This window comes from Micromonospora sp. NPDC047644, assembly GCF_040704315.1.
GTDB lineage: Bacteria > Actinomycetota > Actinomycetes > Mycobacteriales > Micromonosporaceae > Micromonospora.
Map to the genome: position 1 here is coordinate 235,944 of NZ_JBEYSY010000012.1, position 22,604 is coordinate 258,547.

Annotated in this window: 17 protein-coding genes; 4 read left to right on the top strand and 13 right to left on the bottom strand. The window is 71.8% G+C overall.

Going from position 1 to position 22,604, the window contains the following annotated elements:
• Positions 1-22: 22 nt before the first annotated feature.
• The 6 genes from AB0877_RS21440 to AB0877_RS21465 all read right to left on the bottom strand — a co-directional run bounded on the left by AB0877_RS21440 (position 23) and on the right by AB0877_RS21465 (position 11,767).
• On the bottom strand, positions 23-1,432 hold the full coding sequence (locus tag AB0877_RS21440; RefSeq protein WP_366610903.1) for a class II fumarate hydratase: 1,410 nt from the start codon (positions 1,430-1,432) through the stop codon (positions 23-25).
• A 35-nt stretch (positions 1,433-1,467) separates the two neighbouring features.
• Complete coding sequence (locus AB0877_RS21445; RefSeq protein ID WP_366610904.1) at positions 1,468-4,449, bottom strand: BTAD domain-containing putative transcriptional regulator; 2,982 nt, start codon at positions 4,447-4,449, stop codon at positions 1,468-1,470.
• 267 nt (positions 4,450-4,716) lie between these two features.
• Positions 4,717-7,698 (bottom strand): BTAD domain-containing putative transcriptional regulator, encoded by a 2,982-nt coding sequence (locus AB0877_RS21450; protein ID WP_366610906.1) that lies wholly within the window; start codon positions 7,696-7,698, stop codon positions 4,717-4,719.
• A gap of 257 nt (positions 7,699-7,955) precedes the next feature.
• Positions 7,956-9,623, bottom strand: a complete 1,668-nt coding sequence (locus AB0877_RS21455) for a fumarate hydratase (RefSeq protein ID WP_366610908.1) — start codon at positions 9,621-9,623, stop codon at positions 7,956-7,958.
• 125 nt (positions 9,624-9,748) lie between these two features.
• Positions 9,749-11,158, bottom strand: a complete 1,410-nt coding sequence (locus tag AB0877_RS21460; RefSeq protein WP_366610990.1) for a PQQ-binding-like beta-propeller repeat protein — start codon at positions 11,156-11,158, stop codon at positions 9,749-9,751.
• Between the two features lie 105 nt (positions 11,159-11,263).
• The gene (locus AB0877_RS21465) at positions 11,264-11,767 is read right to left on the bottom strand and encodes an Lrp/AsnC family transcriptional regulator (RefSeq protein ID WP_366610909.1); all 504 of its coding nucleotides are present in this window, start codon (positions 11,765-11,767) and stop codon (positions 11,264-11,266) included.
• Between the two features lie 139 nt (positions 11,768-11,906).
• Between AB0877_RS21465 and hppD the strand changes: the two genes are divergently transcribed.
• The 4 genes from hppD (at position 11,907) to hisC (ending at position 15,560) form a co-directional block, all read left to right on the top strand.
• The gene (hppD, locus tag AB0877_RS21470) at positions 11,907-13,112 is read left to right on the top strand and encodes a 4-hydroxyphenylpyruvate dioxygenase (protein ID WP_366610910.1); all 1,206 of its coding nucleotides are present in this window, start codon (positions 11,907-11,909) and stop codon (positions 13,110-13,112) included.
• An 11-nt stretch (positions 13,113-13,123) separates the two neighbouring features.
• The gene (locus AB0877_RS21475; RefSeq protein ID WP_366610912.1) at positions 13,124-13,282 is read left to right on the top strand and encodes a hypothetical protein; all 159 of its coding nucleotides are present in this window, start codon (positions 13,124-13,126) and stop codon (positions 13,280-13,282) included.
• A gap of 185 nt (positions 13,283-13,467) precedes the next feature.
• Positions 13,468-14,460 carry an RDD family protein gene (locus AB0877_RS21480; protein ID WP_366610914.1) on the top strand — a complete coding sequence of 331 codons (993 nt, stop codon included), beginning with the start codon at positions 13,468-13,470 and terminating at the stop codon, positions 14,458-14,460.
• Positions 14,457-15,560, top strand: coding sequence for a histidinol-phosphate transaminase (gene hisC, locus AB0877_RS21485; RefSeq protein ID WP_366610915.1), 1,104 nt, complete (start codon positions 14,457-14,459; stop codon positions 15,558-15,560). The genes AB0877_RS21480 and hisC overlap by 4 nt, the downstream gene beginning before the upstream one ends.
• 72 nt (positions 15,561-15,632) lie before the next feature.
• On the opposite strand, the gene AB0877_RS21490 is transcribed toward hisC, so the two are convergent.
• The 7 genes from AB0877_RS21490 to AB0877_RS21520 all read right to left on the bottom strand — a co-directional run bounded on the left by AB0877_RS21490 (position 15,633) and on the right by AB0877_RS21520 (position 22,532).
• Positions 15,633-16,625, bottom strand: a complete 993-nt coding sequence (locus tag AB0877_RS21490; RefSeq protein ID WP_366610917.1) for a hypothetical protein — start codon at positions 16,623-16,625, stop codon at positions 15,633-15,635.
• Positions 16,626-16,647: 22 nt separating this feature from the next.
• Positions 16,648-17,202, bottom strand: coding sequence for a hypothetical protein (locus AB0877_RS21495; RefSeq protein WP_366610918.1), 555 nt, complete (start codon positions 17,200-17,202; stop codon positions 16,648-16,650).
• A 112-nt stretch (positions 17,203-17,314) separates the two neighbouring features.
• A complete protein-coding gene (locus AB0877_RS21500) occupies positions 17,315-19,807 on the bottom strand; it encodes an Ig-like domain-containing protein (RefSeq protein ID WP_366610920.1) in 2,493 nt (830 codons plus the stop codon).
• A 76-nt stretch (positions 19,808-19,883) separates the two neighbouring features.
• Positions 19,884-20,270 carry an LPXTG cell wall anchor domain-containing protein gene (locus tag AB0877_RS21505; protein ID WP_366610921.1) on the bottom strand — a complete coding sequence of 129 codons (387 nt, stop codon included), beginning with the start codon at positions 20,268-20,270 and terminating at the stop codon, positions 19,884-19,886.
• Between the two features lie 87 nt (positions 20,271-20,357).
• Positions 20,358-21,614, bottom strand: coding sequence for a PQQ-binding-like beta-propeller repeat protein (locus AB0877_RS21510; RefSeq protein ID WP_366610922.1), 1,257 nt, complete (start codon positions 21,612-21,614; stop codon positions 20,358-20,360).
• An 81-nt stretch (positions 21,615-21,695) separates the two neighbouring features.
• Positions 21,696-22,178: an SRPBCC family protein gene (locus AB0877_RS21515; protein WP_366610923.1), complete on the bottom strand. Its 483-nt coding sequence runs from the start codon at positions 22,176-22,178 to the stop codon at positions 21,696-21,698.
• Positions 22,179-22,322: 144 nt separating this feature from the next.
• Positions 22,323-22,532, bottom strand: a complete 210-nt coding sequence (locus AB0877_RS21520) for a DUF397 domain-containing protein (protein WP_354940223.1) — start codon at positions 22,530-22,532, stop codon at positions 22,323-22,325.
• Positions 22,533-22,604: the final 72 nt, after the last annotated feature.

Here is a 22,604-nt window from a genome sequence, read left to right on the forward strand (position 1 = left end):
GGGCAGGCCAGGGCAGGACGGGTCAGGGGTGGGTCATCCGGAGCAGGTCCAACGTCTCGTCCAGTTGCGTCTCGGTGAGCTTGCCGGAGTCGACGTGACCGCGGGAGATGACCACCTCGCGGATCGACGCCTGCTTGGCCAGCGCCTCCTTCGCGATCGACGCGGCCTCGTCGTACCCCAGGTAGCGGTTGAGTGGGGTGACGATCGACGGTGAGCCCTCGGCGTACGCCAGGCAGACCTCGGCGTCCGCGACCAGGCCGACCACCAGTCGGTCGGCGAAGAGCCGGCTCACCGCGGAGAGCAGCCGGATCGACTCCAGCAGGTTGCGGCCCATGACCGGGAGCATCACGTTCAGTTCGAAGTCGCCCTGCGAGCCGGCGAAGCCGACCGTCGCGTCGTTGCCGACGACCTGGGCGCATACCTGCCGCATCGCCTCGGCGACCACCGGGTTGACCTTGCCCGGCATGATCGACGAGCCGGGCTGGAGGTCCGGAATGCGCAGCTCGCGCAGACCGGCGCGGGGACCGGAGCCCATCCAGCGGATGTCGTTGGCGATCTTGTAGAGGCCGATCGCCACGGTCCGCAGCTGCCCCGAAGTTTCCACGAGCGCGTCCCGCGCGCCCTGCGCCTCGAAGTGGTTACGCGCCTCGCTCAGCGGCAACCCGGTCGACTCGCGCAGCTTGTCGATCACGGCGGCGGCGAAGCCGAGCGGCGTGTTGATGCCGGTCCCCACGGCGGTGCCGCCCAACGGCAGCTCGGCCAGCCGGGGCAGCGCGCCCCCCAGCCGTTCGATCCCGTAGCGGACCTGGGCGGCGTACCCACCGAACTCCTGGCCGAGGGTGACCGGGGTGGCGTCCATCAGGTGGGTACGCCCGGCCTTGACCACCGTCTCGAACTCGGTGGCCTTCGCCTCCAACGCCGAGGCGAGGTGGGCCAGCGACGGCAGCAGATCCTCGACGATGAACTGGGTGGCCGCCAGGTGGATCGAGGACGGGAAGACGTCGTTGCTCGACTGGGAGGCGTTGACGTGGTCGTTGGGGTGCACCGGTGAGCCCAGCTCCCGGGTGGCCAGGGTGGCGATCACCTCGTTGGTGTTCATGTTCGACGAGGTCCCCGAGCCGGTCTGGAACACGTCCACCGGGAACTGGTCGTCGTAACCACCGTCGGCCACGTGCGCGGCGGCGGCGGCGATCGCGGCGGCCACGTTGGCGTCGATCACGCCCAGCTCGCCGTTCACCTCGGCCGCCGCGCCCTTGATCTGGGCGAGGGCCTTGATCTGGGCCGGTTCGAGGCCCCGGCCGGAGATGGGGAAGTTCTGCACCGCGCGCTGGGTCTGCGCCCGCCACAGCGCCTCGGCGGGCACCTCCACCTCGCCCATCGAGTCGCGTTCGATGCGGTAACCGGTCGCCTCTGGAGTCGTCACACTCACCATCCTGCCGCGCCCGTGGCCGACTCGCAGATGATCCGTCAGCCCAACTCGGCCAGCAGCCGTTCCACCTCGTGCCGGTCCGGCGACTCGACCTGCCGGAACAGCGTCAGCGCCTGCTCCAGGTGCGCGCGGGCCGCCGTCGGATCCGTGGCCCGTATGCAGCGAGCGACGCCCTCCAACGCTCGGGCCTTCTCGTAGCGGGCGCCGAGTCGGTCGGCGTCGGCGAGCACCCGGCGGTGCAGGTCGAGCGCGCTGGCGGCGTCCCCCTGCTCCAGGATCGCCCGGGCCAACAGGTTGCGCGAGGCACACTCACCCATTCGGTCGCCGGACTCCATCATCGCCACCAGCGCGTCCCGGTGCAGGGCCGCGGCACGTTCCGGGTCGCCGGCGGCGCATTCCATCACGCCGATCTCGTTGAGCACCTCCCCCTCGCCGAACCGGTCGCCCAGCTGGCGCTTGAGGGACAGCGCGACCCGCAGCAGGCGGCGGGAAGGAACCAGGTCGCCCATCCGGTGACGAATTATGCCGAGTTGCCCCAGCGCATTGTGGGTCTGCCGAAGGTCCTTCGCCTGGCGAGCCAGCAGGAGGTGCAGCCGGGCGTGGCGCAGCGCCTCGTCGTACCGCCCCCACCGGATCAACGCGTAGCACAGGTTGTGCAACAGGTTGGTCAGCTCGTGCGCGTCGTCCAGGCTGCGGATCATGCCGAGTGCCTCGTCGAACTTCGCCTTGCCCTGCCGGAAGTCACCGTTCGTGGCATACGAGACGCCAAGATTCCACAGTGTGCTGAGCACGTCGCCGCGCAGCCCGAGCTGACGGCGCAACCTGAGCGCCACCTCCATCAACCGGATTGCCTCCGGGAAGCGGGCCAGCCGGAAGTACGCCGAGGCGAGGTAGTTCAGCATCACGGCGATGGCCGCCTCGTCGCCCAATCGCTCGGCGACTCGAAGCCCGATCGTATGGGTCTCGATCAGCTCGTCGAGGTGCCCGCCTTCGAAGTTGAGCCGCCAGCAGGCCCTGGCCAACTGCCAGCAATGGATCGGGAAGCCCTCCTCCTCGGCGACCCGAACGAGGGCGGTGAGCCCGGCGTGATTCTCCTCGAACCACCCCCATGCCTCGGCCACCGGCACAGCCATCAGATCCGGACGGCGGGGCGTGTCCGCGGGAATGTTGCGGCGACTGCCCGCCGCCTCGATCCTTCGGGCGATCGCCAACGTGATGGACAGATGGTGATCCAGCAACCGCTCCAGGGCGGCCCGGCGCTCCGTCTGCCGTTCCGGGCCGGCGAGCAGCAGCCGGGCGTACTCGCGGAGCAGGTCGTGTAAGCGGTACCGGCCCGGCTGCACCTCGTCCACCAGGTGCGCGTCGACCAACTCGTCCAGCACGTCCTGTGTGTCGGTCAGCGGCAGCTCGGCGAGGGCGGCGGCCACGGGGCCGTCGAGGCGTCCCCCCGGAAACAGGCTGAGCAGCGGGAACAGCCGCTGCGCCGTCGGTGAAACCTGCTGGTACGACAGGGCGAACGCCTGCCCCACCGAGCGCTGCCCGGCGGTCAGCTCGGCCAACGGCCCCGCTCCCGTCACCAGCCGCTCGGCGAGGTCGGCGACCCGCCAACGCGGCCGGTGCGCCAGCCGTGCGCCGGCCAGCCGGATGGCCAGGGGCAGGTGACCACACCGGCGTGCCACCTCGGCCGCCGCCTCCGGTTCGGCGGCGACCCGCTCCACGCCGGCCACCCGACCGAGCAGCTCGACCGCTTCGTCGGCGTCCAGCACCGGCAGCGAGGACGGCCGACCCTCGTCGAGCCCGACCAACCGACGGCGGCTGGTGACGAGCACGAGGCAGTGCGGACCGTTGGGCAGCAGGGGTGCCACCTGATCGGCGGTGGCGGCGTTGTCGAGCACCACCAACGCCCGGCGTCCGGCCAGCTCGATCCGCCAGAGCGCCAGCCGGTCGTCCGGGTTCTCCGGCACCCGCTCGGCGGGCACACCGAGCTGACGGAGCAGGGCCGCCACGGCCGCGGCCGGCGTCAACGGTCGGCGTTCGCTGTGCCCGTGCAGGTCGATGAAGAGCTGGGCGTCGGGGTAGCGGTCGGCGAGCGCGGTGGCGACGTGCACGGCGAGCGTGGTCTTGCCACTTCCCGGCATCCCGTCGATCACCTGGATCCGGTTGCCGTCCTCCTCGATCTCCTTGACCAGGCGGGCAAGTGTCTGCTGCCGACCGATGAAGTCCCCGATCGCCCGGGGCAGTGAACGGACCGGGCCGACGGGTTGGACCGGTAGACCGGCCAGGGCGAGGTCGCCGGCGAGTACCCGCTGGTGCAGCTCCTGCAACTCGGCGCCCGGCTCGATGCCCAACTCGTCGGCGTACGTCTGCCGGCCCTCCCGATAGACGGCGAGGGCGTCCGCCTGCCTCCCGACCGACGACAGGGCCAACATCAGTTGACCCCGCAGGCGCTCCCGCAACGGATGCCGATCGACGCTCTCCGCCAGTTCCTCGATCAGCTCCGCGGCCCGGCCGAGCCTCAGCTCCACGTCGACGCACTCCTCCAGCGCGGAGAGGCGTTGCTCGTCGAGCGTCTGTGCGCGACGACGGACGCTGACGCTCGGGATACCGGCGAGTGCCGGCCCTCGCCACAGTGCCAGGGCGGCGCGGAAATCCGTAGCCGCCTCGGCCAGCCGTCCGGCCACCATCGCGCCCCGGGCCGTCTCCACCCCCCGGACGAAGACCTCGGCGTCCAGGTCGTTCGGGTTGGTCCGGACGCCGTACCCGATCGGGTCGGTGACGATGAGTTCGGGTGCGAGGTCGAGTTCGGCGAACCGGCGGCGCAACCGGGACACGCAGGTCTGCAACTGGGCTCGGGCGGTGGCTGGCGGGCTGTCCGCCCACACGGCGTCCACCAACTCGTCGACCGGCACGAGCCGACCGGCCCGCAGCAGCAGCATGGCGAGCACGACTCGATCCCGACCCGCTGTGACAGTGGACTCGCCACCACCAACCCGCAGAGGCCCCAGGATCCCGAACCGCATCTGCTCCTCCACCCCCGTGGCACACCAACCAGCAGCGTAGTCCCGTTGTCACCGCCTGACACAGCGCGGTGATAGCGATGTGAGAGCGGATCGAGGGCGGCACGCCGGAAACTTGTTCCAGGTTGGCGGTGACGACATCCGACGGGGGCGGTGCGCCCGTCCCACCCCAGAGGGGTGGGCGTACCGATGTCGGTGCAGAACTACCGACGGTGGAGGCGCCAGGCGAAAGCCTGGCGCCTCCACGCGTAACGGACCGCAGATGGTCCCTCAGCCCAATTCGGTGAGCAGTCGGCTCACCTCGTGCTGGTCCGGCGACTCGATCTGCTCGAACAGGGCCAGCGCGCGGATCCAGTGTGACCGGGCCGCGGCCGGGTCGGTGTCCCGCAGGCAGCGGGCGATACCGTCCAGCGCCCGGGCCTGCTCGTGCCGGGCACCCATCCGGACGGCATCGGCGAGGACCCGCCGGTGCAGGTCCACGGCACTGGCGACGTCCCCCTGGTCGAGGAGAGCGCGGGCCAGCAGGTTACGTGACAGGCACCCGGCAACGCGGTCGCCGGACTTGGTCACCGCGGCGAGTGCCTCCCGATGCAGCATCGCGGCCTCCTCCGGCCGGCCGAGGACCCGCTCGATGCTGCCCAGCTCGTTGAGGACCTCACCCTCGCCGAAGCGGTTGCCCTCCCGGCGCTTGAACTGCAAGGCCAGCCGTAGGAAGCGGCGCGCACCCGGGTAGTCGCCGAGTCGGGCCCGCACGGCGCCCAGGTGACCGAGGGCGTTGAACAGGGTGTTCATGTCCCCGATTTCGCGGGACAGGCGCAACTGCCGCCGCGAGACCTCGCGCGACTCCGGGTAGCGACCCCAGGCCAACAGCAACAGCGCCTGGTTGTTGAGTATCGCGATGACCTCCACCGGCTGGTCGCCGGCGGGGATGAGCGCCAGGGCCGCGGCGGAGTGGGCCATCGCCGGAGCCAGTTGCCAGCTCGCTCCGTACGCGATGGTCAGGTTCCGACGGACCGTCACCTCACCGCGCCGGTCGCCGAGCCGCTGACGCAACCGGAGCGCTCGTTCCATCAGGTCGATGGCTTCCGGATAGCGTCCGAGCCGGAAGTAGCCGGAGGAGAGATAGTTCTGCACCGTCGCGATGGCCGCCGCGTCGCCGAGTTGCTCGGCGGCGTGCAGTGCCAGGGTGTGCGTGTCCACCAGCTCGTCCAGGTGCCCGTGCGAGAACAGGTAGAACCAGGATGTGCGGGCCAGCTGCCAGCAACGTTCCAGTTGCCCCTCGGCGGCGGCCAACCGCACCAGCGCCGGAAGCGCGGCCCGGTTGGCGTCGAACCAGCCGGTGCCGTCCGCGACAGACGCTCGCACCAGGTCGGCTCGGGGAGGCTCCGGCAGCACCAGGGCGGATCGGCTGGCCACCGGCTCCAGTCGACCGGAGATGGCGTGAGCCACGTGCAGGTGGTGATCAAGGAGTCGAAGGGTGGCGGCCGTCCGGCTCGCTGCGCTCTCGCCCGTCCCCAGCAACTGCCGGGCGTACTCGCGCATCAGGTCGTGGAAGCGGAAACGGCCGGCCTCGGGCTCGTCGACGAGGTGCGCGTCGACGAGACTGTCCAGCAGGTCCTGGGCGTCCGGTAGCGGCAGGTCGGCGAGCGCCGCCGCCACCCGACCGTCGAAGAAGCCCCCGGGATGCAGCGCCAACAGCCGGAACATCCGCTGCTGGTCGAGGTCCAGTTGCGCGTACGACAGAGCGAAGGCCTGCCCGACGGAGCGTTCGCCGGCCGACAGCTCGGTCAGGGTGTCCCGTCCGGTGGCGAGCCGGTCCGCGAGGTCGCGGACCCGCCAGCGGGGCCGGTGGGCGAGGCGGGCCCCCGCCAGCCGGATGGCCAGCGGCAGGTGCCCGCAGCGGGTGATCACCTCGATGGCCGCCGCCGGCTCGGCATCGACCCGGTCGCCGCCAACCACCCGTCCGAGGAGTTCCACCGCCTCCTCGGGGTCGAGCACTGCCAACGACGACGGCTTGCCCCCGTCCAGACCGGCGAGCCGGCGGCGGCTCGTGATCAGGGTGAGGCAGTCCCGGCCGCTGGGCAGCAGCGGTGCGACCTGAGCGGCGCTCGCGGCGTTGTCGAGCACCACGATCGCCCGGCGTCCGGACATTCTGCTCCGCCACAGGGCGGCACGTTCGTCGGTGTCGGCGGGGATCCGGTCACCCGGGACACCGAGCTGACGAAGCAGCGTGGCAAGGGCAACGGCGGGCGGAAGCGGCTCCCGTTCGCTGTGCCCGTGCAGGTCGATGAAGAGGTGCGCGTCGGGGTAACGGTCCGCGAGCGCGGTGGCGACGTGCACGGCCAGCGTGGTCTTCCCGCTGCCCGCCATGCCGTCGACGAGCTGGATCCGGGCGTCGTCCTCCTCGATCTCCTTCACCAGCCGGGCGAGCGTCTCCTGCCGTCCGATGAAATCGTTGATCGCCCGGGGCAGCGCCCGGACCGGGGTGAGGGTCCGCTCCTCCGCGCCGCCGAGTGCCAGGTCACCGGCGAGTACGCGTTGGTGCAGTTCCTGCAGCTCGGCACCGGGTTCGATGCCCAACTCGTCGGCGTAGAACCGCCGGCCCTCACGGTAGGCGGCGAGCGCGTCGGCCTGCCGACCGACCGACGACAGGGCGAGCATCAGTTGGCCACGCAGACGCTCCCGCAGGGGATGCTGGTCGACGTTCTCGGCGAGCTCCTCGATCAGCTCGGTGGCCCGCCCGAGGCGCAGTTCGACGTCGACGCATTCCTCCAGGGCGGTGAGGCGCTGCTCGTCGAGCGCCTGTGCGCGGCGGCGGACGCTGCGGCTGGGGATGCCGCCGAGCGCCGGCCCACGCCAGAGCGCCAGGGCCGACCGGAACAGCTCACTCGCCTCGACCTCCCGTCCGGCCGCGACGGCGGTGCGGGCCGCCTCGACCGTACGCCCGAAAACGTCGGCGTCCAGGCCACCCGGGGCGACCCGGACGCCGTACCCGACGGGATCGGTGATGATGGTTTCCGGTGGCAGCCCCAGCTCGGTGAACCGGCGGCGCAGCCGCGACACGCAGCTCTGCAACTGGGCCCGGGCGGTGGCCGGGGGATGGTCCTCCCACACGGCGTCCACCAACTCGTCGACCGGCACGAGGCGGCCGGCCCGCAACAGCAGCGTGGCGAGCACGATCCGGTCGCGTCCCGCGGTGACAGTGGACTCGCCACCGCCCACCCGCAGGGGCCCCAGGATCCCGAACCGCATCTGTTCCCCCGCTTGACTGTGCAACTTCCAGCAGCGTAGTCCGGGGGTGACAGGTCGCCTGGGTCAGGCGATAGCGATCCGATAGCGGATCAACAGCGGTGCTGAGCACACTCACTGTGGGTTGTCGGTGACGGCATCCGACGGGGGCGGTGCGCCCGTCCCTCCCCAGGGGGCGGGCGTACCGATGTCGGCAGAGCACGGATGACCGAACGGGCGCCGGGCGAATTCGCCCGGCGCCCGTTCGCGTACCTGTCGGGTCAGCGGCGGCCGACGGTGAGCACCGGCTTGGTGACCTCGGCGAAGAAGTCGTTGCCCTTGTCGTCGACCACGATGAAGGCGGGGAAGTCCTCCACCTCGATCTTCCAGACCGCCTCCATGCCCAGCTCGGCGTATTCGAGGACCTCGACGTGCTTGATGCAGTCCTGAGCGAGGCGGGCTGCGGGGCCGCCGATCGAGCCGAGGTAGAAGCCGCCGTGCTGCTGGCAGGAGCGGGTCACCTGACCCGACCGGTTGCCCTTGGCCAGCATCACCTGGGAGCCCCCGGCGGCCTGGAACTTCTCCACGTAGGCGTCCATCCGGCCAGCGGTGGTCGGGCCGAACGAGCCCGACGCGTACCCTTCGGGGGTCTTCGCCGGGCCGGCGTAGTAGACCGCGTGGTCACGCAGGTACTGCGGCATCGGCTCACCGGCGTCCAGCCGCTCGGCGATCTTCGCGTGGGCGATGTCCCGGGCGACCACGAGCGGCCCGGAGAGCGAGAGGCGCGTCTTCACCGGGTACTTCGACAGCTCCGCGCGGATCTCGTCCATCGGCCGGTTCAGGTCGACCCGGACCACCATTTCGGCGTCGAGCGAGTCGTCGGTGACGTCGGGCAGGAACCGCGCCGGGTCGGTTTCGAGCCGCTCCAGCCACACGCCCGACGGGGTGATCTTGGCGACCGCCTGGCGGTCCGCCGAACAGGAGACGGCGATCGCCACCGGGCAGGACGCACCGTGCCGGGGCAACCGGACCACCCGTACGTCGTGGCAGAAGTACCGCCCACCGAACTGCGCGCCGATGCCGAAGTTGCGGGTCAGCTCCAGCACCTCCGCCTCCAGCTCCAGGTCACGGAAGCCGTGCGCGCTCATCGAGCCGGCGGTCGGCAGCGCGTCGAGATACTTGGCGCTGGCGTACTTCGCGGTCTTCAGCGCGTACTCGGCGGAGGTGCCGCCGATGACGATGGCCAGGTGGTACGGCGGGCAGGCCGCGGTGCCGATCAGCCGCAGCTTCTCCTCCAGGAACTGCATCATCCGCACCGGATTGAGCAGCGCCTTCGTCTCCTGGTAGAGGTACGACTTGTTGGCCGAGCCACCGCCCTTGGCCATGAACAGGAACTTGTACGCGTCGGGGTGCCCGTCCGGGTCCTCGGCGTACAGGTCCACCTGGGCGGGCAGGTTGCTGCCGGTGTTCCGCTCGTCCCACATGGTCAGCGGGGCGAGCTGGGAGTAGCGCAGATTGAGCCTGGTGTACGCCTGGTAAACGCCCCGGGAGATGGCCTCCGCGTCGGCACCGTCGGTCAGCACGTGCCGACCGCGTTTGCCCATCACGATGGCGGTGCCGGTGTCCTGACACATGGGCAGGACACCGCCGGCGGCGATGTTGGCGTTGCGCAGCAGGTCCAGCGCGACGAACCTGTCGTTCGGCGAGGCGGCCGGGTCGTCGATGATCGCCCGGAGCTGCGCCAGGTGCGCGGGGCGCAGGAAGTGCGCGATGTCGTGCATCGCCTCGGCGGTCAGCGCGGTGAGCGCTGCCGGTTCCACAGTGAGGAACCGACGGCCTCCCGGGCCGTGTACGACGTCCACGCCCTCGTCGGTGACCAGGCGATAGTCCGTCTGGTCGGGACCGGTCGGCAGCAGAGGGGCGTACGAGAATGCGGCGGCACTGCTCATGAGCGGCAAGCCTAGGGCAGACCGGTCGATCACTCCCACCCGCCGGGCGGGTCCTGGGACGTCGCTCTCATCCACCGGGCGCGCCGGGCCCGACCGCCATCCGGATCATGAGACGAACGGCCCGCTCAGCCGTCCTTGCCGCCACCCGGGTCGGGGCAGAGTTCCCGCTTCGGCCCGCAGTCGCCGGTGTCCGGCCCGCCGGGGCCGGGGCCGCCCGGCCCGGGATTCCCACCGTCGTCGGGGGGTCGGGCGGGCGAGTTTCCGGACGCGCCGAAGCGGACGTACCCGATCTCCCGCCCCTCGCCGATGATCATGCCCTGTGATCCGACGGCGAGGGCGTTCGCCGAGGTGCGCAGAACGGCCAACTCCCGGCCGGTGCGCGGGTCCAGTGCCGCCAGCCGGGACGGCTTCTCGTCGGCCACCACCGCCGCGTACGGGGTGAGCGCGGCCCCGGCCTTGCCGCTGGCCTGCCGCGTCCAGAGCACCTTGTCGGTGCCCAGCTCACGGGCGATGACCGAGCGTTTGTCGGCGGCCCGGAACACCGCCGAACGGTCGTCCACCGCGATCAACTTGGTGCCCGGCTCACCCACCCAGAGCAGCCGGCCGTCGTACCCGTCGATGACGGTCTCGCGGCCGTCCGGGGCGACGCCGATCAGCACGTTGCGCGCGCCCTGCGGGTCCTCGCGTTGCACGCAGCCGGCGGAGTCGGCGGTGCGCAGGTTGATGCCGGCCCGCTGCCAGGCCTCCTGCCCGGTCGCCGAGTCCCGGGCGGAGATGGCGAAGTAGCAGGTGCCGTCCTGGGAGCGGGCGGAGATGCGCAACAGCCGGCCGCCCACCACGGAGAGCCGCTCCTCCCGGCCGGGCTCGACGTTCTGCAGCACCCGGCCGGTGGCGGTGTCGACCACGTGGACCCGGCCGTCGACCGGGAAGCCCAGCAGCGGAGGCGCGGCCTCCGCCCCGGCCACGCCGTCGTCGATCCGGGTGGCGGTGAGTCGGCGGGTGCCGCGCAGACCCGGATTGTCGGCGAGCAGGCCGCTGTGCACGCCGGGCAGGAAGGCCGTCCAGAGCGGTGTCGTGCCACGCGGGTCCCAGGCGCTCAGGGTGCAGTCGGTGGCATCCGTGCAGCTGGCGTCGAGGAGCAGGTTGCGGTACGTCCAGACGGCCACCGCGTCGTCGTCACGCCGCCGGGTCACCCCAGTCGTCGGATCGAGCAGCTCGTACCCCTTGACCAGGAGCTTGCCCACGGCCACGACCGGATCCCGGTCGCCGCCGGCGACCGCCGCCCAGTCCGCCTTGCGCTCCCAGAGCTGGGCGCCGGTGGCCAGGCTGCGAGCCTCGACCCGGGTGCGCTGCTCGACCACGACGGCGTCGCCGGCGATGGTCACGCTGCGCGGAGTGCCGCCGACCCGTTGCTGCCAGACCACGTCGGGCTCGGAGATGGGTTCGCTGCGGTCCACCCAGTCCCAGAGGCCGGGGAACGGATTCCACACGCCGGTGGCGGCGAGCGCGACGACCACGGCGAGGCCGAGCAGCAGCCCACCGCGCACGCTCCCCTTCGCCACCCGCACACCGTAGCCACGATCACGGATCTTCCGTACGCCCACGCCGCCGTGTCGCCGCGCTTTCTGCGCTCGGAGGTGTTACAGCGCCCTTCCGTCCAGCCGAACAGCGCTGCGCACCAGCGGAAGCGTGCGATAGGGGATCTGCTCGGCCAGCGCGATGATCGTCGAGGCGCGGGTGATGCCGGCGGACGAGACGATCTGGTCGATGACCCGTTGCAGGTCGGTGTTGGACCGGGCCACGATCCGGCAGAGCAGGTCGCTGGACCCGGTGATGGTGTGCGCCTCCAGGACCTCGGGGATGGCGGCGAGGTGAGCGGTGACCGGGTCGTGACCGTGCCGCTGAGTGATCTCCAGGGTGACGAAGCTGGTCACCCCGAACCCGATCGCCGCCGGCGCGATCTCGGGGCCGAAGCCCTTGATGACCTGCCGCTCGACGAGCTTGTCCAGCCTCGCCTGCACGGTGCCCCGGGCCACCCCGAGCCGCCGGGAGCACTCCAGCACCCCGATCCGCGGCTCCTCGGCGAGCAGTTCGATCAAGCGCACGTCGAGCGCGTCGAGCTTTACATTCTGCTCACCATTCATGAGTGACGACCATACCGAATGCACAACCTGACCAGCGTTTCTGCCAACAGTTGCCCACTCGATGCCGGGCCAGCGATCCTCGCCTCAAGAACCGACCACGGCGGCCCACAAGGCCGGCCGGTACGCGAGGGAGCCCACCATGACCCAGGCGATCGACCGACCCAAGTCGACCGAGGACGTCGACGTCGACCGGCTCGTCGGCGCTGTCGACCACGACATCAGCCACGACCCGTTCCCGGTCCGGGGCCTCGACCACGTGCACTTCCTGGTCGGCAACGCCAAGCAGGCCGCCCACTACTACTCCACCGCCTTCGGCATGACCTGCGTGGCGTACCGCGGCCCCGAGCAGGGCTACCGGGACCACGCCCAGTACGTGCTGACCAGCGGCTCGGCCCGGTTCGTGCTGACCGGCGCGGTGCGCCCGGACGCCGAGGGCGCCGAGCACGTGGCCCGGCACAGCGACGGGATCAGCGACATCGCGTTGGAGGTCACGAACGTGGACGCCGCGTACGCGCACGCCATCGCACAGGGCGCCGCCAGCGTCGTCGAGCCGCACGACGTGACCGACGAGCACGGCACCGTCCGGATGGCCGCCATCGCCGCGTACGGCGACACCCGGCACACGCTGGTCGACCGGTCCCGCTACACCGGCCCGTTCCTGCCCGGCTTCGTGGCCCGGGGCCCGATCGTGGACCGGCAACCGATGATCGACGCCGGCATCCAGCCGAAGCGGTTCTTCCAGGCCGTCGACCACGTGGTCGGCAACGTGGAACTGGGCCGGATGGACGAGTGGGTCGAGTTCTACAAGCGGGTGATGGGCTTCTCCAACATGGCGGAGTTCGTCGGCGACGACATCGCCACCGACTACTCGGCGCTGATGAGCAAGGTCGTGGCGAACGGCACCCGCAAGGTGAAGTTCCCGCTCAACGAGCCGGCGATCGCCCGCAAGAAGTCGCAGATCGACGAGTACCTGGAGTTCTACCAGGGCCCGGGCGCACAGCACATCGCCGTCGCCACCAACGACATCCTGGCCAGCGTCGACGCGATGCGCGCCGCCGGCCTGGAGTTCCTGGACACCCCGGACTCGTACTACGACGACCCGGAGCTGCGCGAGCGCATCGGCAAGGTGCGGGTGCCGATCGAGGAGCTGAAGGCCCGCAAGATCCTGGTCGACCGGGACGAGGACGGCTACCTGCTGCAGATCTTCACCAAGCCGGTGCAGGACCGCCCCACCGTCTTCTTCGAGCTGATCGAGCGGCACGGCTCGCTGGGCTTCGGCAAGGGCAACTTCAAGGCGCTCTTCCAGGCGATCGAGCGGGAGCAGGAAGCCCGCGGCAACCTGTAACACTTGCGGGCGTGACGCAACCTTCGTCGTACCCGACGCCGCCGGCCGGTGGGCCCCGACCCACCGCCGGCGGCTTCGCGCCGCCGCCCGGACCAAACCGCGAGGGGTACGCCCCGCAGTACCGCCATGCCGAGTTCGAGGGAACAGCCGTCGTTAAGGTGTCCCAGTGAGCGAGCGAAGCGGAGCGGTGACGGCGTGAGCGAGCGCAGCGAGCGAACCAGCAGGTTCAGTAGCGTGGCGCCTCGCGCCGTCGCGAAGCGAAGCGGAGCGACGGCGTGAGCGAGCGCAGCGAGCGAACCAGCAGGTTCAGTAGCGTGGCGCCTCGCGCCGTCGCGAAGCGAAGCGGAGCGACGGCGTGAGCGTGCAGCCTGGTTGGTACGTCGACCCCGCCGACACCGAGACCCGGCGTTACTGGGACGGCGAGGGTTGGCTCGGTGCGCCCATTCCCGTCGACGCGACCCCGCCGGACGGTCCGCCGCCGGCCGAGCCGCCGCCCGCGCCGGTCACCCCGGCCGCGCCGGCGGCTGCGACGACCCCCGAGTCGGCGACCGGCGCGCCGGGCTGGTCGCCCCCGCAGGGCCCACCCCCTGGGTACGGCCCGCAACCGGGACACGGCCCGGGTTGGGGACCACAGGCCGGGCCTCCCGGCTGGGGCCCGCAGGGCGGTCCGTCTGGCTGGGGCCCGCAGGGTGCCCCTCCCGGCTGGGCGCCGCCGGCCGGTCAGCCCGGCTGGCCCGGACGTCCGCCGGAGCCGCGACCGCACGGCTTCAGGTTGGCCGGCTACGGCCGCAGGTTGGTCGCCCGACTGATCGACTTCGGTCTCGTCCTCGCACTGAACGTCGTTGTCAACGGCTGGTTCGTCTGGCGCTGGGCGCAGGAGTGGGCACCGTACTGGCAGGAGGTCTTCCGGCGCGCGTCGCGCGGCGACACCTCCGCCGACGGCCTGCCGCTCCCCAGTGAGCAGGCGAATTCGCTGCTGGTGGCGATCCTGCTGATCGCCACAGCGCTCTGGCTGGCGTACGAGGTGCCGACGATGGCCTCCGGCGGGCAGACGGTCGGCAAGCGGGTGATGCGGATCCGGGCGGTGCCGATGACCGCCGACCAGCCGCTGGGCGTCCGCCGGGCGCTGAGCCGCTGGAGCACGATGGGCCTGCCGACCCTGCTCTGGTACTGCGCCGGGCTCGGCCTGGTGCTGCAACTGGTCGACGCGCTCTCCCCCCTCTTCGACCACCCCCTGCGCCAGGCGTTGCACGACAAGCGCGCACAGACGGTGGTCGTCGAAGTGCCTCACCACACTGATACCGCCCCCTCGAACGACCGTAACCAGCCCCCGGGAGACACCCCATGACCGACTCCGGACGTCACCAGCCGGCGCTGCGGCTGACCCGCGTCGACCTGGACGCGCTGCCCAGCTACGTGCCGGGGCGCAGCCCCGCCGACCTGGCCCGCGAGTTGGGCCTGCCGGAGGCCATCAAGTTGGCCAGCAACGAGGTGCCGTACGGCCCGCTGCCCGGCGTGGTGGAGGCGGTCACCGAGGCCGTCACCACCTCGCACCGCTACCCGGACATGGGCGTGGTCGCGCTGCGCGACGCGCTGGCCCAGCGGTACGGAGTGGACGCCGACCGGATCGCCACCGGCTGCGGTTCGGTGGCGCTGGCCGAGCACCTGGTGCGGGCCACCTGCCTGCCCGGCGACGAGGTGCTCTACTCGTGGCGGTCCTTCGAGGCGTACCCGATCATCGTGGCGACCAGCGGCGCGACCAGCGTGCGGGTGCCCAACGACGCCGGGCACGGGCACGACCTGGCGGCGATGGCCGCGGCGGTGACCGACCGGACCCGGGTGATCTTCGTCTGCAACCCGAACAACCCCACCGGTACGGCGGTGCGGCGCGCCGAACTGGACCGGTTCCTCGACGCGGTGCCGGACGACGTGCTGGTGGTCATCGACGAGGCGTACCGGGAGTTCGTCACCGACGACGAGGTGCCGGACGGTCTCGACTACCTGGACCGGCCGAACGTGGCGGTGCTGCGCACGCTGTCGAAGGCGTGGGGGCTCGCCGGGCTACGCATGGGGTGGCTGGTCGCCCAGCCGGTGGTGGCCGCCGCCATCCGCAAGGTGGCGACCCCGTTCTCCAGCAGCACGGCGGCTCAGGCCGGCGCGCTCGCCGCGCTGACCCAGGTGGCGGAGATGGAGCGCCGCTGCGCCCTGGTGGTCGCCGAGCGGGACCGGGTCACCGAGGCGCTGCGCAAGTTCGTGCCCGAGGTGCCGACGAGCCAGGCCAACTTCGTCTGGCTGCCGCTGGGCGAGCGGGCGGTGGCGTTCGGCAAGGCCTGCGAGGCGCGCGGGGTGATCGTGCGGCCGTTCGCCGGGGACGGGGTCCGGGTCACCATCGGCACCCCGACCGAGAACGACGCCTTCCTGGCTGCGGCCGAGGCCGCTCTGGCCTGACCGCCCGGCCCGGTCCGCCCGGTGGGGCGGACCGGGTGGGACGGCAGGTGGGCCGTCCGGCTTCCGCCCGGCTCAGCTCAGCCGGGGTGCCCGCAGCGGCGTCTGCCGCCGGCGGCGCACCACGAGCAGCAGGCCGGCCAGGAGCACCAGACCGACGACGAGTGAAACGCCGACGATCATCGACAGGTCGTCGAGCCCGAAGGTGCTGGCCGGCTCGCCCGGGTCCGGGAAGGTGATGGTGGCGCTCGCGGTCTCCTTGACCAGCCCGCTGGTCAGCGTCAGGTCCGCCCGCCACGGGCCGTTGGGCAGGTTCGGGGGCAGCGCGACGGTGACCGACCCGGACTGCGCCGGGCCCAGGGTGGTCCCGTCGACGACGTCGAACGGGCCGGCCCGTACGCCCGCCGGACCCTCGGCGAGCGCGAGCGTGCCGGTCAGGTCCAGCGCCCGGCCGCCGGTGTTGCGGACCGCGACGGCCAGGGTGGCCTGCCCCTCGGCGGTCCGTCCGGCGGTGAACGCGCCGATGGCGAAGCTGGACGGTGGCTCTCCGCCCGCCCCGACGTCGAGGTAGACCCGGATGCCCACCCGGTGCACCTGGGTGACGTTGCCGCCGTCCTTGGGCTCGGAGGTGACGGCGGCCCAGATCACCGCGTACCGCTCGCCGGCCGTCGCCTTCTTCGGCACGCTGATCGTCGCGGTCAACTCTGACTCGTCGCCGGCACCGAGGGTGACGGTGGAGCGGTCCAGCGATGTCCAGGAGGACAGCTCGTTGGCGGTGCGGCCCTCGCCGAACCGGAACTGTCCCCCGTCGACGGTCGCGGAGGCCGGGTACAGCTCCAGGCGGTACCGGCTGTCGGAGCGGTTCACCACCTTGATCTGGCGGCTGATCGTGCTGCCGGGGGCGAGGTGGTCGATGATGTACGTGTGGGCGCGCGGGTCCGCCCGCCGATCAACAGGTGCTTCCAGCAGTTGGATGCCGATCCTGTCCCGCTCCGGATCGGGCGCGGCCGCCCCGGCGGATGCCGGGGCAGCCGGGGTGGCGGCGAGCAGCGCGGCCAGCGCCGCCACCGCCAGACGAGGCCCGAACCGGTCAGGCCACCGAATGTGTCACCGTCCCGGTGTAGGTGCCGACGATCGCCGACGCGGGAACGTTGACGTTGAGCGTCGGCGACCAGGCCACGCTGTTGGTGCCGGTACCGCCGGTGTGGGTGAAGGCGACGAGCGGGTTGACGGTGTCCAACGGCTGGGCGTTGGCCGAGGTCAGCTGGCCGGGGGTGAACGTGCCGTTGCCCTGCTCCTCCGCGCCGGGGCCGGACCAGTAGTCGATCTGGCTGGCGAGGATCCGCTCGCTGGGGCTGCCGCCACCGGTCTCGAAGTGGGTCGAGGTGACGGTGGCGGTCCACGATGCGTCGGGAGCACCGCGCTGGTCGGTCACCCGCACGGTGCCGATGGAGCCGCTGAGGACGGCGCCGGGCAGGCCACTGCCGAGGCTGGCCGTCTCGGGAGCGGTGATGTCGAGGCCGGCACCGACCACGTTGAACGTGACGACGGTGCTGTCGGTCGGCGCGGCGACCGCGGGGGTGGCCAGCGCGAGGCCCGCCCCAGCGGCTACGGCGGCGCAGGCCGCCATACGAAGAGAGCGCACAGACTTCCTCACTTCCAGTTCGGGTAACGCCAGTTGGCGGCGGCCACATCAGCCACACGTCTACTTTATGACTGTCTGTCCGTATTGTGTAAGTTTGCGCTTCAAGTACCTCTTACGCGACCGAATGCACGATCGTCGCCTGGTACGCGCCCACCACGAGCGACGGATCCAGCGTCACGGTGAGGCTCGGATTCCACGTCACCTCGTTCGGGCCGGTGCCTCCGGTCCACCGTGCGGCGATCTGTGCGGCGCCCAGGGCCGCACCCGGCTGCGGCAGGAACGTCCCGGTGCCGATGGTCTGCACCGCGGGACCCGAGGAGTACGTCACCGAAGCGCCCGGCACCACCCCACCACCGCCATTCGTGAAGCTGGTGATCGAGACCGTCGCCGTCCAACTGCCGGACTGCGCACCGCGATCGTCGGTGACCACGACGGCCCCGAGCTCCCCGTTCGCTGTCGGAACGCCCACCCGTACCGTGGGCAGCGCCGCCGTCTCCGGGGCACTGATCGAGAGGCCGGAACCCGCCGCCGGACTGACCACCACCGTGACCCGACCCGTGGCCCGGCCGTCACCCGGGTCGCGGACCGTGTACTCGAAGCTGTCCTCGCCGGCGAAGCCCGCTCCCGCCGTGTACGTGCAGCGCACGGTGCCGCACACGAAGCTGCCGTTGCCCGTGCCGCCGGTCGCCGGCACGACGGAGAGCGGGTCGCCGTCCACATCGGTGTCGTTGGCGAGCACCTCCACCGTCACCGGCGTCGCGCCCGCCGTCGTCGCCCGGTCGGCCACCGCCACCGGCGGATCGTTGACGGCGCTGACGGTGATGGTGCCGGCCGCCGAGGCGGACCGCCCGGAGGGGTCGGAGACGGTGTAGCTGAAGCCCACCGGTCCGTTGACGTTCGGTGCCGGGACGTAGGTGCACGCGCCGGAGGCCGTGCAGGTCAGCGTTCCCTGCACGGTCGGCGTCGGCGTGACGGTGAAGGTCACCTCGTCCCCGTCCGGCTCCACCACGTAGTCACGCAGGGCGAAGGTGAGAACGGTGTCCTCGGCCGTATCGACCTGGACCGCCTGCGCCTGAGGGCTGTCGTTGATGTCGGTCCGGGTGGGGTCCCCCACCCCGGCCGCCGACGGATCGTCGGTGAGATCCGTGTAGATGGTGCTCGACGTCGGTGATCCATAGCTGATGCTCGCCTGGTTGGCCACCGTGACGCCCGGTGCCGGCGAGTTCGCCACCCGCGCACGGAAGCGGATGGTGCTCACCGCGCCCGTGACCAGCGTGCCGCCCGCCGAGGCCGTCGCGCCAGTGCCCAGGTTGGCCACCACCCGGTTGCTGGCCGCGACGTAGCCAGCCTGGTCGTCACCGGCCGCGTCGGTACGGCTGACGCCGTTGACGCTCAGAGACCCTGGCACGTACGTGGTGACCGCCGGAATGGCGTCGGTGAGTTGCACCGTGGTGGCGTTCTCGTTGCCGCTGGAGGTGGCCGAAACCGTGTACTCGAGTTGGTCGCCGGGTTCGACGCGGCTCCCGCCGCCCACCCGGCCGACCGTCTTGGTGGCGATGACATCCGGCTCCAGGATGTCGATCGCGGTGAAGAGCGCCATCGGCTCGTACGACTCGCCGCCGGTGCTGAAAGCGACGGTGGCCGAGGTCTGCGCGTTGCCGATCGAGCCGGCCGGCGCGGCCAGGTAGTCGATGTCGAAACCGAGCTGGTTGACGTAGTTCGGGTTCTTCGCCGTCACCCGGGAGCCGAGCCGGGTGATCGAGCTGTTGAAGAAGTTGGTCGCCGGGTTCAGGGCGTCGGTCAACGCGACACCGTTGAACGAGATCCCGTCCCCGGTCAGCCCGGCGTCCCCCTCCGAGGCGACCGCCCCGATGCGCGCCGTCACCGCACCCGAGCTGGGGGTACGGAAGCCGGAGATGGTGGTTGTCACCCGGGAGTCGGCCGCGGCGGAACTGATCTCGGCGTACCCGTCGAAGACCGCCAGGTTGCGAAGCGGCTGGGCGGGGTCGCGGATCGCGGCGACCAGGGCCCACCCGCCGCGAGCGTTCGCGCCCAACGTGGTGGTGAGGCCGCCAACCGTGTAGCTGCCGCCGCCGGTGACGAGCGAGGTCACCTCGGCGAACGCCGAGTACGCGACCCCACCGTTGGTGGCCACCTTGCCGGTGCTGACCTGCCCCTGGAGGGTGGCGTAGGACTGACCGGGAGGAGCCAGCCGGATGCTCGGGCGTCCGGGGTCACCGCTCGCGGCGCTGCCCATCCACCAGAGTCCGGCCCAGAGCACCGTGGCTCCGGTCGGCACGGTCAGCGTGGCGCTGCTCGAGTTGGTCGTCGCGGCGACGCTGTCCACGTCCACGTAACGGGCGGTGAAGTCGTTGTTGTTGGCGCTGGTGCCGGCCTGCCCGGTGGCACACGGACCGGACGGCGTCGAGCAGGTCACCAGGGTGTTGCCGGCGAAGATGACGTCCCCGCGCTCACTTTCCTGAAAACGCGGGGTGAACGTGCGGACCAGCGCCGCCGAGGCGGGCTGCGCGGGCAGGACCACCAGACCACCGAGCAGCACGAGCAGGGCGGCGGCAGTGGCCGCCGTTCGTCGGAGAAACCGCATTGAGGCTCAGCCCTTCAGTCCGCTGTCCGCCGTCTAGCAGTCTGAAGGATGTATGGTGCTTTTTGTCCGTTTTAGCCTAACGGGCCGATCGACGCCGCCGCAGCAGGACTCCGCCGACCACCAGCGCCGCCCCCAGCAGGACCAGGATGAGAACCGAGGACCCCACTCCGGTGACCGGCAACTCGCCGCCGTGCTGCGGTGAGCGGGTCGGCGGCTGCGGTCGGTCGGTCTCGGTGGGTCGCGCCGTCGGCGTGGGCGGCTGGGTGGGCGGGGCCGTGGTCGGCGCCGGACGCACCTCGAACGTCACCCCGGTGCCGGCGCTCGGTGCCACCGCCACCCTGCCGGACGGCTGACCGGCTGCGTTCGGGGCACCCGGCGCGAGGAGCGCAGCCGCGACGACAATGAGCGCGACCAGGCCCAGCCGGCCGGCGACCGGGATCGCGAGAAGTCGTCGGTACAGCATGTCGGTTACCCCCGAATCACCCACAGTGATGTTGAGGGGACCTTATCGCCGAACGTGAACCAGAACCGTGATTGCCGGTTCCCCGGCTCAGCTCGCCACCAGGATCACCGGTTCGGACGACAGGAAGTACCGCTGGTCATCGGCGTCCGGGTCGACCGGTCGCCGGAGTCGTTCCATCGCCACGTATCCATCTTCGGCGGCCACCGCCCCGGGCGCCCAGCCGGTGCCGTCCGAGCCGACGTTCAGCCGGAAGCGGGACAGCTGCGCACCGGTCAACGGGTTCAGTGTCACCAGGTCGTTCTCCTCGGTGAGCAGGTGCAGCCGGCCGGGCTGAACGGCGAGCAGCCTCGTCGCCGGTCCGAGGCCACCGACGCGCCACCGCTCAGCGCCGGTGCGTGCGGAACGGCCCACCGCCGTCCCGTCGAGCACCGTCACCGCCTGCTCATCGACCAGAGTCGCGCCGGCCGGGTCCAGCGCGGTGGCGGGGGCGGGCTCGCCCACACCCACCAGCCAGCCCCGACCACCCGCGTCGCCCGGCCCGGCGGTCCGCAGGCCGGCGCAGTCCGAGCGGCCGGTACGACAACCGAGCGCGGTCACCACCAACCCGTCCGGGGCGTCCGCCGGCCGCCAGCGCGACCGCACCGCGCCGGTGGCCGCGTCCCGGAACTCGACTGCGGCCGGCCCGGCGCAGGTGTCCAGGCCGATCAGCTGGCCGGTCGGTGTCGTCCCGACATCACTGCGGCAGGCGCCGGGCAACTCGACCCGCCACAGTTCCCGGCCGCCGGTCAGATCGATTCCACGCGCCTCGCGGTCGCCGGTCACCACCAGCAGCATCCGGCCGTCCGGCAGGGCGGCGCGGTAGAGGCCACGCGGATCCCAGACGGTGGCTGCCCCGGTCCGTCGCACCGCCGCGCCCTTGGCCGGCGCCGGGCCGTCAGCCCGCCACAGCACGCGACCGGTGGACGCGTCGAGCGCTACCACCCGACCGTCGGACCAACGGCTGACCACGGTACGACCGCTGGCGAGCACCCCGGTCAGCTCCGCCGGCCACCGCCGGTACGACCAGTACGGGCTGGTCCGGTAGCGGCCTTCGACCGGTCGGTCGGCGTAGACCTGGCGGTGTGCGGCGTACACCCGCAGTCTCCCGTCGACGATCAACGGGGCGACCGGCAACCGACCGATCACTCCGGCGGCCGGTCGGGCCGGGGCCGGATAGTCGGCCCTCGCCACAGTGCTCACCTCTGCCGGTGCGAGGACCCGGTGGACGATGACCGCGACGGCTGCCGTCGCCAGCAGCGCCGCGACCGCGATCGCGAGCCGTCGCCGGCCTCTCGGGAACCTCATGCCGCACCTCCGCCCGGCACCCTACCCAGCGGAGAGGGCCGAGCCCCGAACAGGTCACGGCGAGGGCCGACCGCCGGGCGCTCAGGCGGCTTCGACGGCGCCGGTGGCACCGGCCGCGACGGCGAGGTCGGCGAGATCACGCCGGAGCGCCGCCTCGACCGCCCGCGCGGCCAGCCCGCCGAGCAGCAGCGCCACCACCCGACCGTACGGAGCGGTCGGCACCGCCTCGTGGGTCACCGTGACAGCGGTGCAACCCCGACGGCGGCGGCGCACCGGCCGCAGGCTCCAGGTGATGCGGTAGTCGGCGCCGGTGCCGGAGGAGCAGAGCACCAGTCGCTGCGGCGCGAGCGCCTCGACCACCAAGAACTCCTCGGTCAGCGTGCCGCCGCCCGGCTGGACCCGCTCCTCGCGCCAGGAGGTGCCCGGCCCGAACGAACCCGGGGTGAGCACCTCGATCGGGCCGGCTGCGGTCAACCGGGCCGCGCGGCCGGGCAGGTCGGTCAGCAGACGCCAGACGTCGACAGCGTGCGCCTCGATGATCCCGGTAATCGCCACCGTCGACATGCCACCCTCCCGTGTCCCCGACGGTACGCGGAGTGAGGGCCGCACGGGGCCCCCGGGACGGAATTCCCACCACTCGGGGGCCACGTTGTCCGATTGGGCGGTCGCTTCGGCACCGGTCGTCGTGGACCGGTGCCGAAGCGCCGGTCAGCGTTCGAAGCGACCGGCCCGAATCGCGCCGATGAACGCTGTCCACCCCGGCGGGCTGACCGCGAGTGTGGGACCGGACTGGTCCTTGGAGTCGCGGACCCCGACCAGACCATGGACGTCGACCAAGTTGTCCGCCACTTCCACGCAGAGCCCCTGGTCGTTCGAGCGGCTACTGGTACGCCAGACCGCGCCCGCAAGATCGTGCATCGTCGTTACCTCCGTGTGCGTCGGGATTGCCCCACCGCTGCGGACGGGCATTGGCCCGGCCCGGGTGGAACC

Coding starts and splice junctions, on each gene's coding strand:
- AB0877_RS21455 (WP_366610908.1), bottom strand. CDS start 9,623: ATGAGCAGTGCCGCCGCATTCTCGTACGCCCCTCTGCTGCCGACCGGT.
- AB0877_RS21500 (WP_366610920.1), bottom strand. CDS start 19,807: ATGCGGTTTCTCCGACGAACGGCGGCCACTGCCGCCGCCCTGCTCGTG.
- AB0877_RS21450 (WP_366610906.1), bottom strand. CDS start 7,698: ATGCGGTTCGGGATCCTGGGGCCCCTGCGGGTGGGCGGTGGCGAGTCC.
- AB0877_RS21445 (WP_366610904.1), bottom strand. CDS start 4,449: ATGCGGTTCGGGATCCTGGGGCCTCTGCGGGTTGGTGGTGGCGAGTCC.
- AB0877_RS21520 (WP_354940223.1), bottom strand. CDS start 22,532: ATGCACGATCTTGCGGGCGCGGTCTGGCGTACCAGTAGCCGCTCGAAC.
- AB0877_RS21465 (WP_366610909.1), bottom strand. CDS start 11,767: ATGAATGGTGAGCAGAATGTAAAGCTCGACGCGCTCGACGTGCGCTTG.
- hisC (WP_366610915.1), top strand. CDS start 14,457: ATGACCGACTCCGGACGTCACCAGCCGGCGCTGCGGCTGACCCGCGTC.
- AB0877_RS21440 (WP_366610903.1), bottom strand. CDS start 1,432: ATGGTGAGTGTGACGACTCCAGAGGCGACCGGTTACCGCATCGAACGC.
- AB0877_RS21510 (WP_366610922.1), bottom strand. CDS start 21,614: ATGAGGTTCCCGAGAGGCCGGCGACGGCTCGCGATCGCGGTCGCGGCG.
- AB0877_RS21505 (WP_366610921.1), bottom strand. CDS start 20,270: ATGCTGTACCGACGACTTCTCGCGATCCCGGTCGCCGGCCGGCTGGGC.
- AB0877_RS21515 (WP_366610923.1), bottom strand. CDS start 22,178: ATGTCGACGGTGGCGATTACCGGGATCATCGAGGCGCACGCTGTCGAC.
- hppD (WP_366610910.1), top strand. CDS start 11,907: ATGACCCAGGCGATCGACCGACCCAAGTCGACCGAGGACGTCGACGTC.